This window comes from Pseudomonas panipatensis (assembly GCF_900099785.1).
GTDB classification, from domain to species: Bacteria; Pseudomonadota; Gammaproteobacteria; order Pseudomonadales; family Pseudomonadaceae; genus Pseudomonas; species Pseudomonas panipatensis.
The window spans coordinates 214,212-227,254 of the sequence record NZ_FNDS01000008.1 but is presented as its reverse complement, the minus strand read 5'-3'; the positions used below and the strand labels follow the sequence as shown (position 1 = coordinate 227,254).

Sequence of the window (13,043 nt, the reverse complement as noted above, 5' to 3'; positions counted from 1 at the left end):
CCTCCGATCATGAGCGAGAACAGCAGCTTCTCCCCACCCAGCCTGGTGATGGCGACTATCGGCCTGTCGCTGGCGACCTTCATGCAAGTGCTGGATACCACCATCGCCAACGTCGCCCTGCCGACCATATCCGGCAACCTGGGGGTGAGCGCCGAGCAGGGCACCTGGGTGATCACCTCTTTCGCGGTGAGCAACGCCATCGCCCTGCCGCTGACCGGCTGGCTGAGCCGCAAGGTCGGCGAGGTTCGGCTGTTCATCGCCGCGACCATTCTCTTCGTGCTGGCCTCGTTCCTCTGCGGCGTGGCCCAGCAGATGGGCATGCTGGTGGGCTTCCGCGCCCTGCAGGGCTTCGTCGCCGGCCCGCTGTATCCGATCACCCAGACCCTGCTGATTTCCATATACCCACCGGCCAAACGCGGTATGGCCCTGGCTCTGCTGGCGATGGTCACCGTGGTCGCGCCCATCGCCGGCCCGATTCTCGGCGGCTGGATAACCGACAGCTATAGCTGGCCGTGGATCTTCTTCATCAACGTGCCCATCGGCCTGTTCGCCGCCATGGTGGTCTACCAGCAACTGAAGAAACGCCCGGTGGTGATCAAGCACGCGCCCATGGACTACATGGGGTTGGCGATGCTGGTGATCGGCGTGGGCGCGCTGCAGATCGTCCTCGACAAGGGCAACGACCTCGACTGGTTCGAATCCAACTTCATCATCGGTGGCAGCATCGTCGCCGCCATCGCCCTGGCGGTGTTCGTCATCTGGGAACTCACCGACCAGCACCCGATCGTCAACCTGCGCCTGTTCGTGCACCGCAACTTCACCATCGGCACCCTGGCGCTGGTCGGTGGCTACGCGGCCTTCTTCGGCATGAACCTGCTACTGCCGCAATGGCTACAGACGCAGATGGGCTACACCGCCACCTGGGCCGGCCTGGCCGCGGCGCCGATCGGCATACTGCCGGTATTCCTCTCGCCACTGGTCGGCCGCTACGCCAACCAGTTCGACCTGCGTGTGCTCGCCGGCCTGGCGTTCCTGGTAATGTCCGCGACCAGCTTCATGCGCGCTGGCTTCACTACCGAGGTGGACTACCCGCATATCGCCCTGGTGCAAATGTTCATGGGCCTGGGCGTAGCCTTCTTCTTCATGCCGATCCTCAGCATCCTGCTTTCCGACCTGCCGCCCGACCAGATCGCCGACGGCTCGGGCCTCGCCACCTTCCTGCGCACCCTCGCCGGCAGCTTCGCCGCGTCCCTGACCACCTGGCTCTGGGAGCGCCGGGCGACCATGCACCATGCCTACCTGAGCGAACACCTGAGCCCCTACGATCCGGCCACCCGCGACGCCCTCAACCTGCTCGGCGGCGACAACCAGCAAAGCGCGGCGACGCTGGAGCGCCTGGTAGAAGGCCAGGCCTACATGATCTCGACGGTGGACTACTTCACCATGCTCGGCTGGCTGTTCCTGGCGCTGCTACTGATCATCTGGCTGGCCAAGCCCCCCTTCGGCGCCAAGCCAGGAGCTGCCGCCAGCGGCCACTGATGGAGCGAATGGGCGCTGAAAAATCAGAGGTTTACACTGCCCATCGGGTGGATATAATGGCGTCCCTCTTGCCGGTATAGCTCAGCAGGTAGAGCAACTGACTTGTAATCAGTAGGTCCCGGGTTCGATTCCTGGTGCCGGCACCATCCGCTTCACATCGACTAAGGCTCACCCTCGGGTGGGCCTTAGTCGTTTCTGCACTTCAGAAAGGCGCCGCAATGGTCGCCCAGGGGGCAGGAAACTTTTGCGGTTGATGGAAATCCAATATCGCCCTATAGATTCCCGATCGTCGCCTGCCGCGTGTCCCGGACAGGCGTCCAGTCGTCATCCAATTTCCAGAGTAGAATTACGGGTTTACTCCCCAGGTCCGACACATATAATGGCGCCCTTTTTTACCAGTCCGTCCGCTTGCCTGCGCCCCTCCGCGCACGGCAATCGTTACCTATGCGGTGATCGACGGAGCAGCACGAGCCGGATGGACCCGCCGGAGGTAACGCATTGACTCACCATTCCTCCGCCCAATATCAGGGAAGGCACAGCGATCAGGTCGCGATCCTGCTCTCGACCTATAACGGCGCCGCGTTCCTCGCGGAGCAGCTCGATTCGTTGATCGCCCAGACGCACCCGCATTGGACGATCTATGCCTCCGACGATGGCTCCAGCGATGCGACACTGGAAATTCTCGCGGACTACCAGAAGCGTCTGGGTGCTGATCGACTGATCATCGTCGATGGCCCGCGGCGAGGCTTTGCCGCGAATTTCCTCAGCCTGCTCGCGCGCGAGGAAGTCCAGGGCGCCTATTTCGCTTTCTGTGACCAGGATGACTTCTGGAAGCCAGAGCGGCTTGCAACGGGGATCGACTGGATTCGCACTATTCCTCAGGAGCGGCCAGCGCTGTTCTGCTCCCGTACGGAACTGATAGATGCCCAAGGCAATACCATCGGTTTCTCGCCACTCTTCAGAAAGCCCGCCTGCTTCGAAAACGCCCTGGTACAGAGCATCGCCGGTGGCAACACCATGCTGTTCAACCGTGCCGCACGGGACCTGCTACGCCAGACCAAAGACGCGAGCCATGTCGTTTCGCACGATTGGTGGGCTTACATCCTGGTCACTGGCTGTGGTGGTGAAGTCAACTGCGCCCCCACCCCCACGATTGGTTACCGCCAACACGGAAACAACATCGTTGGCTCGAACTCCTCACTAGGGGACCGCCTGGTTCGCGTGCGGAAGATGTTCCAAGGCACTTTTCGTGCATGGACCGATGACAACCTCAGGGCTCTCTCAGCGTTCCGCGACCGCCTGTCGCCCGAAAATCAGGCGACTCTTAAGCTCTTTGAGCAGGGACGCAAGGCAGGATTGTTAGCCCGCTTAATTCTCATCCGACAATCTGGCGTTCACCGGCAGACGCTTCCAGGCACCCTGGGACTCGCCGCCGCCGCAATCCTTCAAAGGATATGACTCCATGACCATCCTCGTTACCGGCAGCGCCGGCTTCATCGGCGCCAACTTCGTCCTCGACTGGCTGGCTGCGCACGACGAAAAAGTCATCAGCCTCGACAAGCTGACCTATGCCGGCAACCGGCAGAACCTGGCGAGTCTTGAGGGCGATGCGCGACACCTGTTCGTACAGGGCGATATCGGCGATGACGCGTTGGTTGCCAAGCTGCTGGCCGAGCACCAGCCCAGGGCGATCCTGAACTTCGCCGCGGAGTCCCACGTCGACCGCTCCATTCACGGCCCGGAAGATTTCATCCAGACCAACATCGTCGGCACCTTCCGCCTGCTGGAAGCCGTGCGCGCCTACTGGAACGCCTTGCCGGAAGCCGATAAGCAGGCCTTCCGCTTCCTGCACGTATCCACCGACGAAGTCTACGGCTCGCTGAGCCCGACCGACCCGGCCTTCAAGGAAAGCAACAAGTACGAGCCCAACAGCCCCTACTCGGCCTCCAAGGCAGCATCCGACCACCTGGTGCGCGCTTACCATCACACCTACGGCCTGCCGGTGCTGACCACCAACTGCTCGAACAACTACGGCCCCTATCACTTCCCCGAGAAGCTGATCCCGCTGATCATCCACAACGCACTGGCCGGCAAGCCGCTGCCGATCTACGGCGACGGGCAGCAGATCCGCGACTGGCTCTATGTGAAAGATCACTGCAGCGCCATTCGCCGTGTGCTGGAAGCCGGCCAACTGGGCGAGACCTACAACGTCGGCGGCTGGAACGAAAAGGCCAATATCGACGTCGTGCACACCCTCTGCGACATCCTCGACCAAGAGCAGCCGCGGGCTGACGGGCGGAGCTATCGCGAGCAAATCACCTTCGTCAAAGATCGTCCCGGCCACGACCGCCGCTATGCGATCGATGCCAGCCGCCTGGAGCGCGAACTCGGCTGGAAACCGGCGGAGACCTTTGAAACCGGCATCCGCAAGACCGTGCGCTGGTACCTGGACAACCAAGCCTGGGTAAACAACGTCACCAGCGGTGCATACCGTGAGTGGGTAGGCAAGCAATACGCATGAACAAGATTCTTCTGCTCGGCGCCAACGGTCAGGTCGGCTGGGAACTCCAGCGAGCCCTGGCGCCGCTGGCGCCACTCGTGGTGTGCGACCGTCAGCGCGCCGATCTGAGCGATCTGGATGCGCTGGCCCGACTGGTGCGTGAGGAGCGCCCGGACGTCATCGTCAACGCTGGTGCCTACACCGCCGTGGACAAGGCCGAAAGCGACATTGCCGGGGCCCGCCGAGTGAACGCCGAAGCCGTCGCCACGCTGGCTACGGCGGCGCGCGAACTCGACGCCTGGCTGGTGCACTACTCCACCGACTACGTGTTCGATGGCAGTGGTGACAGCCCCATCGAGGAAGACGCCCCTACCGGGCCGCTGGGTGTCTACGGCCAAACCAAACTGGAAGGCGAACTGGCGATCCGCGCAAGCGGCTGTCGCCACCTGATCTTCCGCACCAGCTGGGTCTATGCCACCCGTGGCGGCAACTTCGCCAAGACCATGCTGCGCCTGGCCAAGGAGCGCGACGAGCTTCGCGTGATTGCGGACCAGTTCGGCGCCCCGACCAGTGCCGAGCTGATCGCCGACGTCACCGCCCTGGCTCTGCAACGCCTGGCACAGGACCACGAGCTGACCAAGCATGCGAGCGGCACTTACCACCTGGTAGCCAGCGGCGAGACCAGTTGGCACCGCTACGCCCAGTTCGTCATCGGCGAAGCCGTCCGCCTCGGCAGCGCTCTGCGCGCCACACCGGAACGCATCGCGCCCATCGCCACCCACGAATACCCGCTGCCGGCCAAGCGCCCGGCGAACTCGCGGCTGGCAAATGGCAAATTGCAACGCACCTTCGGCCTGGTGCTTCCCGCCTGGGAATACCACGCCCAACGCATGATTAAAGAACTGATCGATCAGGGAACCGTATGAAACGCAAAGGAATCATCCTCGCCGGTGGCTCCGGCACTCGTCTGCACCCAGCCACGCTGGCCATCTCCAAGCAGCTGCTGCCGGTTTATGACAAGCCGATGATCTACTACCCGCTGAGCACCCTGATGCTGGCGGGTATCCGTGACATCCTGATCATCTCCACGCCTCAGGACACCCCACGCTTCGAGCAATTGCTAGGCGACGGCAGCCAGTGGGGTCTGAACCTGCAATACGCCGTGCAGCCGTCCCCGGACGGCCTCGCCCAGGCCTTCCTGATTGGCGAGAAATTCATCGGCAACGACCTCTGCGCCTTGGTACTGGGCGACAACATCTACCACGGCCATGAGTTCCAGGAGCTGCTGCTCAACGCGATGAACCGCACCAGCGGCGCCAGCGTGTTCGCCTACCACGTGCACGACCCGGAGCGTTACGGCGTGGTCGAGTTCAATGGCGAGGGCAAGGCCATCAGCCTGGAAGAAAAACCTGCAAAGCCGAAGTCGAGCTACGCGGTGACCGGCCTGTACTTCTACGACAACCAGGTCGTCGACGTCGCCAAGAGCATCAAGCCGTCCGCCCGCGGCGAGCTGGAAATCACCGACGTCAACCGCCTCTACCTGGAGCGCGGCGAACTGTCCGTTGAAATCATGGGCCGTGGCTACGCCTGGCTGGATACCGGCACTCACGACTCGCTGCTGGAAGCCAGCCACTTCATTGCCACCCTGGAAAACCGCCAGGGCCTGAAAGTCTCCTGCCCGGAAGAAATCGCCTTCCGCCAGAAATGGATCAGTGCGGAGCAACTTGAAGCGCTTGCCGCACCGCTGTCCAAGAATGGCTATGGCCAATACCTGAAACGTTTGCTGGTCGAGACCGTTTACTGATGAAAGCTACTCGCCTTGCCATACCTGATGTCGTTCTTTTCGAGCCTAAAGTGTTCGGCGATGACCGTGGCTTTTTCTTCGAAAGTTTCAATCAACACCAGTTCGAAGAGGCCACTGGCCGCAAGGTTAACTTCGTTCAAGATAACCACTCCAGATCAGCGAAAGGGGTACTGCGCGGGTTGCACTACCAACTTGCACCACACGCGCAAGGTAAACTTATACGGGTTGTGCAAGGCGAGGTTTTCGACGTTGCGGTGGATATAAGAAAATCCTCTCCAACTTTCGGACAATGGGTTGGCGTGCACCTATCAGAGACAAACAAGCAACAACTCTGGATTCCAGAAGGCTTCGCACACGGATTCCTGACACTTTCCGAGCACGTGGAGTTCCTCTACAAAACCACCAACTATTACGCGCCGGCCGCAGAAGGTTGCATTGCATGGAATGATCCGACTCTTTCGATCAATTGGCCACTATCGATGCAACCCATCCTGTCAGAAAAGGATAAGTTGGGGCGCCAACTCAAGGAAGCAGAGGTATTTGAATGAGCGTGCACATGAGCCAGCGGAGCTCACTGAACGCGCTCGTCAGCAGTCTCTGGCGCCATCGCCAACTCATTGGGCAGATGACCAAACGTGAGGTCATCGGGCGATATCGTGGTTCAGCTCTAGGGATCGCCTGGTCATTTCTCAACCCACTAATGATGTTGAGTGTGTACACCTTCGTTTTTTCTGTCGTGTTCAAATCACGCTGGGGCAATTCGACGACATTGACCAACGATAGCCATGCCATGTTTGCGATCATGCTTTTCGTCGGCCTGATCGTTCACGGCTTATTTGCAGAAGTGATAAACCGCTCGCCCGGACTCATTATCAGCAATGTAAATTTCGTCAAGAAAGTCATATTTCCCATAGAGATACTGCCAATAGTCTCCATGGGAGCAGCTCTATTTCATAGCGCAATTAGTACACTCGTACTGATTTTGGCTTATATCGCCTTCCTAGGCGCCCCGCAGTGGACCTCTATTTTTCTTCCATTGGTTCTACTTCCCTTGGTCACCCTGACACTTGGCATAAGTTGGTTCCTTGCATCAATCGGCGTTTTTCTGCGAGATGTCAGCCAGACAATGGCTATCTTCACCACTGTTATGTTGTTCATGTCACCGGTCTTCTTTCCCTTAAGCGCTCTACCCGAGAGATTCCGACCATTTATCATGGCAAACCCCTTGACCTTTATTATTGAACAGTCAAGAACCGTCCTAATTGAAGGCAAGATTCCCGATATTCAGGGACTGACGATCTATTTTCTAATTTCTACGCTGGTAGCTTGGGCAGGATTTGCCTGGTTCCAGAAAACACGCAAGGGTTTTGCAGATGTCCTCTGAGTTAAGCGTTATCGATACTCGCACCAGCCTGCCCGACGCGCATAGTGATATCGCCATTCAGGTCAACAACCTGAGCAAATGCTTTCATGTATATGATTTACCAAGACATCGCCTGCAGCAATTCATCCTACCCTCTCTTCGTCGTTTAGCAGGACTGCCCAAGCATAACTATTACCGTGAGTACTGGGCTCTGCAAGACGTCTCCTTTACTATCAAGAAAGGCGAAACCATTGGAATAGTGGGAAAAAATGGATCCGGCAAGTCCACTCTCCTACAGCTAATCTGCGGAACATTGAGTCCAACTCAAGGCGACATCCAGACAAACGGACGAATAGCCGCCCTTCTGGAACTAGGATCCGGTTTCAACCCTGACTTCACTGGAATTGAGAATGTCTACCTCAATGGTGCGGTGTTAGGCCTGGAACGCCAGGAAATCGACTCTCGCCTAGACGACATACTCGCCTTCGCAGATATTGGCGATTTCATTAAGCAGCCGGTAAAAACTTACTCTAGCGGCATGGCTGTTCGTCTCGCCTTTGCTGTGCAGACCGTAGTTGATCCCGACATTTTCATTGTTGACGAAGCCCTAGCGGTAGGCGATGAGAAATTCCAGCGAAAATGTTTCGCGCGCCTAGAAGAATTAAAGCAGCAAGGGACATCCATACTATTCGTTTCTCACTCAGCACCGAGCGTGAAAGAACTCTGCGATAAAGCACTCTTGCTGAACGAAGGGCAAAAATTGCTTTACGGGGACGCTGCCGAAGTTATCAAAAACTACCAGCGCCTCATTTACGCACCACCAGAGAAATATCTACAGCTCATTTCCGAATACAAACAAGCAGAGCTTGAGCGCACTGACGCACCACTGCTGCTTGCGGACAGCTCCGAAAATGGCAAGCAGCCAGAGAGCGATGAGGAATTCGATCCAGGCCTGATACCGGAAAGCACTGTTCGCTACCCGGAACAAGGTGCACAGATCATTTCGCTCGACATATTCAGCAGCAATGGCAATCGCGTGAATGTCCTGGCCTCTGGACTTGAATATCAGTTCGTAATCCAGGGACGCTTCGAAAAAACGTGCGAATCCATTTATTTCGGAATGCATATTAGAACCATCTCTGGACTTGAGATCACCGGCCAACGCTATCCTCAAGAGCCCCACGTCATAGAGAAGGCCGTGGCGGGCGAGCAGTTCAGAATAAGCTTCAATTACAAAATGTCGCTACAACCAGGCATTTACTTTGCGGGTTGCGGTGTATGGTCTCATAACGAACCGAACAACCTTCACCGGATTATAGATGCAGCCATGTTCCGGGTCGCCCCTTCATCAGAAAGCCACTCCTTTGGCTACTGCGATCTGATGACGCTACCACCAGAGCTAGAACTAAGCTAAGCCCACTTTTATATTGCAAGGCGTATAAAAATCAAAATAGGAGCCACGCCCTGCGAAAGCTAGAGAAAAAACGAGATCATGGATTACAATCTTACAAGCAAGAATTGGCAATATCTTCAATATAGCTCTTACTTCTCATCCAAGAAGAAGCTTCTTTATATTTCCACGCCCAAAGTAGCATGCACATCATTGAAATGGTGGTTCGCTCGACTGGAAGGTCATGCCGCAGCGATTCGCCAACTAGGCGGCAGCCTAGAGAGCTCTCCCGAACTGGTCATTCACGACACCTTCCACAAAGTGGCTCCTGACGTCACCGGTCTTGAAAGTGCTGCTCTTACCGAGATATTCAACGCACCGGAAATATTGCGCTTCGCCGTTGTCAGGAATCCTTACAAGAGACTTTTCTCTGCGTGGCAATCAAAACTATTACTACAAGAGCCATTGCAATCAGGCCCCTATTTGTCCAGCGACTTCTTCCACACCAAGATATCGACAGTGGAGAGCATCGCCTACGCCTTTGAGTGCTTCCTCGAGCACTTATCCGAACAAGAGGCCCCAACATTCTGGGACCCACACTGGACCCCTCAGGTAGAACTGCTACGCCCTGATCTCCTACCTTATACTCTGATCGCCAAGCTAGAGAACACCACCGAGCTTGAAGAAATTCTAAGATCATCGCTGGGCGATGCCTTCGTTAATCCATTTAAGACAAGCAACTCAAACGAAAGCCTGGTTCCATACTCGGAGCAGTTCTTCAGCACTCGGTCAATAGAACTCATTCAAAAGCTGTATCACCGCGATTTCGAGCATTTCGGTTATGAAACGTCGCTCCCACCTTCAAAGGCGGCAATGAGTGACGAAGCCTTCAAGGTCGCCTTGAAAGGCATCGAAATGATCAAGTCCAGGCATGCTCGCATTGCTGACTTTCAACAACGAATAAAGACCACTGAAATACAACTCCAACAGCAGCAAAGACTGGCTGGCGAGCGCGCGCAGCTGATTGAGAAGCTACTGGATGCCAATGCTGCGTTAGCACAAAGAGCCCCGAACAACGGGCAGAATATTGGCCAAGACCAGACACCAGGCGTGGAGAGTGGACATGTTTCCGAATCACTGGTGGAAAGTAATAGCCTTCGTCTGCTGAAAGAGCGTGACGCAAAGATCGGAAAGCTGACCCAGGATCTTGCCGAGCACGTTCAAGCCAGTGAAGCCCTTTACTCGACGCTCAACTCCCGCGACCAGGAAATTCTTGAGATAAAAGCCGAACTCAACGAGCGTACCGAACAAATAAGTGAGCTGCAGAGGGCGATTGACGAGCAGTCCCAGAAAGGAGAGCATTTTGGAAAAATCCTCTCTGAAAGAAATAAGGAACTGTCTCGTCTACGCCAACACAAGGCACATGCAGAATTAAGCATCGAAGAGCTGAAGTCCAATGAAGCCAACCTCAAGGATCTGCTACATACGCAGTCAGCTCAGATCCAAGAACTTAGCCGAAAGATAACCTCATACGAGAACCTTTCGAAGGACTCGGCGCAGGCACTCGAGTGCATTAGCCAAAACGAGAAAAGCCTCCGTCAGGACCTATTGCGACATACTGAACTCATCAATGAGCTTACTGACGCCCTGGAAAAGCATGAGCAAATCACTCATGTTTACTCAAGAGCGCTTGCATTAATAATCAGCTCCAGAGCCTGGCGCATACAAACTCGTTTTAAGAAATTCATGGGGCCGCTCCAGGAGAGGATTTCCCAACTACTCATCGATGCATTCGAGTTCAATGGAAAAGCTTACCTGGACAAATATCCGGATGTGGCTGAATCCGGTCTTTCTCCTGAAGAGCACTTTCTGGCGTTCGGCTTACCGGAAAAGCGCCTCTATTCGCTAATGACCAGCGTCGTCCATCCAGAGCAGCCACAGACGCCTCTCAAACAAACTGCAAAGACAGCAGCTATTGTCGAGAGGGTTCTGCAGACGGCCCGGACAATAGAGATAGAGAACAAAAGTGAACACTCCGGCAATAATAGCCTTCCGGTACATGTTGACACCTTCGATGCAGAAATTTACTTAGCACTTTATCCTGACCTGAAGGCAGCGGGCGTCGACCCACTTGAACACTATCAACTACATGGACGCGCGGAAGGTCGAATTGGCAACCTTCCACCATTGACCATTCGGGGCAACACCGAAGAGTTCGATCCACGCAGAAAAACCATTCTGGTCGTGAGCCACGAGGCCTCTCGCACAGGTGCGCCAATACTCAGCCTCAACATCGCCCAAACGCTTGCGCAAGATCACAACGTCATAGCCATGTTGCTGGGTGGCGGAGGGTTAGAAGAAGCATTCATTCAATCGAACGTTGTCGTCGTCGGCCCGCTTGAGATTCGGGGCAATCCGATCTTGGCAAGTCTATTGATGAACAAGGTAATCGATCAGTTCGATATTGATCTGGCTCTGGTCAACAGCATCGAATCCCGAGTAGTCCTGCCGGCTCTGGCTGAACGCTTCATCCCCTCCATGAGTTTGATTCACGAATTCGCCGCTTATACGCGTCCACGGCAGGCCTTCCGAGAAGCCCTACTGTGGTCCGGTGATACTGTTTTCTCAGCGGACCTGACGCTGCAGAGCGCCCAGAGCGAGTATCCAGAACTGGTCAAACGGCATTGCCATGTCTTGCCTCAGGGACGCTGCATCGTTCCACCGGAAAGCCTCCAGCCGGAGACTATGGCGAAAGAGCGAGAGCGAATCCGCAAGGATCTCAGACCGGCAAACCAGGCACCGGACACGCTCATCGTCCTAGGGGCCGGATTCGTTCAGCTTCGCAAAGGCGTCGATCTGTTCATTGAGTGTGCTGCGCGAGTGCACAGCATGCCGGGAGGAGAAAAATGTCGATTCATCTGGATTGGCCAAGGCTATGATCCTGACCAGGACACTGGCTATTCGGTCTATTTGGCAGACCAGATTCGTCGTGCGGGCTTGGAAAATCAGCTCACGTTCATTGCAGAGACATCTGCAATCGAAACTGTCTATGAAGAAGCAGATGTTCTTCTCCTGACCTCTCGTCTCGACCCACTCCCCAATGTCGCCATTGATGCCATGGACCATGGGCTACCCGTCATCTGCTTCGATAAAACCACCGGCATTGCTGACTTCTTGGTGAGTAATGGGCTTGAGCAGGAATGCGTTGCTCCCTACCTCGACACAGCGGTAATGGCAGAAAAAGTTATTGCCCTTGCCTCCTCTGCGTCGCACCGGCGTGAAGTAGGTGAGCGCTGCATGCTTAAGTCGCGGGAATACTTTGATATGCCTCACTACATTTCTCGACTTGAAGAAATGGCCAGCGACATTCAAATTCAGTGTCGCCAGGAAAAGGCAGACCTGATCACCATTGAACACTCCTCACTACCGCGTCTTGACTTCATTCTGCCTCCCGAACAGGCAGGCGTGGAAAGAGCAAAAGCACTGAGGCTGTATACCCGCTCCTGGGCAAGTGGCATCGGTTGCCGCAAGCCATTCCCTGGATTCCACCCCGGTGTTTACCTAGAAAGAAACGGCTTGCTAGGAGGGGGCATCGATCCCCTTGCCGACTTCATACGGGCAGGACAACCGCAAGGTCCCTGGTTACTGCCAGTTATAACGCCGGAAACATCGATAGAGCCGATACACGCTACCCAGCGGATTGCTCTGCATATTCACGCGTACTATCCGGATCTGCTGCCGAAAATACTCGAACGTTTGAGCTTCAACGAAGTTCTCCCGGATCTCTACATCAGTGTTCCCGATAATGGTACCGAGTCCAAGGTATCGGAATTGCTACATAATTTTGAGGGTCACTTCATCAAGGTCGAAGTCGTACCCAACAAAGGTCGCGATATCGCTCCTCTACTGACGGTCTTTGGCCCCGAGCTGGTAACTGGCTACGACATCGTCGGGCATATCCATACCAAAAAGACTGCCGATATCGCTGATCCAATGATGGGCGAGACTTGGTTCAATTTCCTGCTGGATAACCTTCTGGGCACTCACGAACACAGAATGGCGGATACGATCCTCGGCCAAATGTGCAAGGACCACAACCTAGGCATGGTTTTCCCTGACGACCCCTACATTACAGGGTGGACTGCCAACCGGAGCTTTGCAGAAGAACTAGCTCCAAGGCTGGGACTATCGGCCGAGGCTCTTCCAGAACACTTCAACTTCCCAGTGGGGACAATGTTCTGGGCACGCAGTGCAGTGCTTTCACCGCTGGTCAATGCGTTCGGCGACTTGAGCGAGTACCCGGATGAGCCGTTGCCATATGATGGCAGCATGCTGCATGCCATGGAGCGTCTGATGCCTCTGGTCTGTACGAGCATCGGCAGCAGCATCGCTCTGACCAACACTCCAGGCAGCTCCCGCTGATCTGGTCAAGGAAGACAAGGGTCCG

General features: G+C 55.9%; 9 protein-coding genes and 1 tRNA gene. All 10 read left to right on the top strand.

Annotated features, from left to right (window positions below; genetic code table 11):
• The first annotated feature begins 9 nt into the window (after nt 1-9).
• The 10 genes from BLQ74_RS19375 (at nt 10) to BLQ74_RS19330 (ending at nt 13,018) form a co-directional block, all read left to right on the top strand.
• Nucleotides 10-1,539, top strand: coding sequence for a DHA2 family efflux MFS transporter permease subunit (locus BLQ74_RS19375; RefSeq protein WP_090265514.1), 1,530 nt, complete (start codon nt 10-12; stop codon nt 1,537-1,539).
• A 70-nt stretch (nt 1,540-1,609) separates the two neighbouring features.
• Nucleotides 1,610-1,685 (top strand) — tRNA-Thr (locus tag BLQ74_RS19370).
• A gap of 352 nt (nt 1,686-2,037) precedes the next feature.
• A complete protein-coding gene (locus BLQ74_RS19365) occupies nt 2,038-2,997 on the top strand; it encodes a glycosyltransferase family 2 protein (protein ID WP_090265220.1) in 960 nt (319 codons plus the stop codon).
• 4 nt (nt 2,998-3,001) lie between these two features.
• The gene (gene rfbB / locus BLQ74_RS19360) at nt 3,002-4,060 is read left to right on the top strand and encodes a dTDP-glucose 4,6-dehydratase (protein ID WP_090265217.1); all 1,059 of its coding nucleotides are present in this window, start codon (nt 3,002-3,004) and stop codon (nt 4,058-4,060) included.
• Nucleotides 4,057-4,965 (top strand): dTDP-4-dehydrorhamnose reductase, encoded by a 909-nt coding sequence (gene rfbD, locus BLQ74_RS19355; RefSeq protein ID WP_090265214.1) that lies wholly within the window; start codon nt 4,057-4,059, stop codon nt 4,963-4,965. The genes rfbB and rfbD overlap by 4 nt, the downstream gene beginning before the upstream one ends.
• Complete coding sequence (rfbA, locus tag BLQ74_RS19350; RefSeq protein ID WP_090265212.1) at nt 4,962-5,843, top strand: glucose-1-phosphate thymidylyltransferase RfbA; 882 nt, start codon at nt 4,962-4,964, stop codon at nt 5,841-5,843. The genes rfbD and rfbA overlap by 4 nt, the downstream gene beginning before the upstream one ends.
• Nucleotides 5,843-6,391, top strand: a complete 549-nt coding sequence (gene rfbC / locus BLQ74_RS19345; RefSeq protein WP_090265209.1) for a dTDP-4-dehydrorhamnose 3,5-epimerase — start codon at nt 5,843-5,845, stop codon at nt 6,389-6,391. Before rfbA ends, rfbC begins: the two co-directional genes overlap by 1 nt.
• An 8-nt stretch (nt 6,392-6,399) precedes the next feature.
• Nucleotides 6,400-7,227 (top strand): ABC transporter permease, encoded by an 828-nt coding sequence (locus BLQ74_RS19340; protein ID WP_244507226.1) that lies wholly within the window; start codon nt 6,400-6,402, stop codon nt 7,225-7,227.
• Complete coding sequence (locus BLQ74_RS19335; protein ID WP_090265203.1) at nt 7,217-8,620, top strand: ABC transporter ATP-binding protein; 1,404 nt, start codon at nt 7,217-7,219, stop codon at nt 8,618-8,620. The genes BLQ74_RS19340 and BLQ74_RS19335 overlap by 11 nt, the downstream gene beginning before the upstream one ends.
• 78 nt (nt 8,621-8,698) lie before the next feature.
• A complete protein-coding gene (locus tag BLQ74_RS19330; RefSeq protein ID WP_090265201.1) occupies nt 8,699-13,018 on the top strand; it encodes a rhamnan synthesis F family protein in 4,320 nt (1,439 codons plus the stop codon).
• The last annotated feature ends 25 nt before the right edge of the window (nt 13,019-13,043 follow it).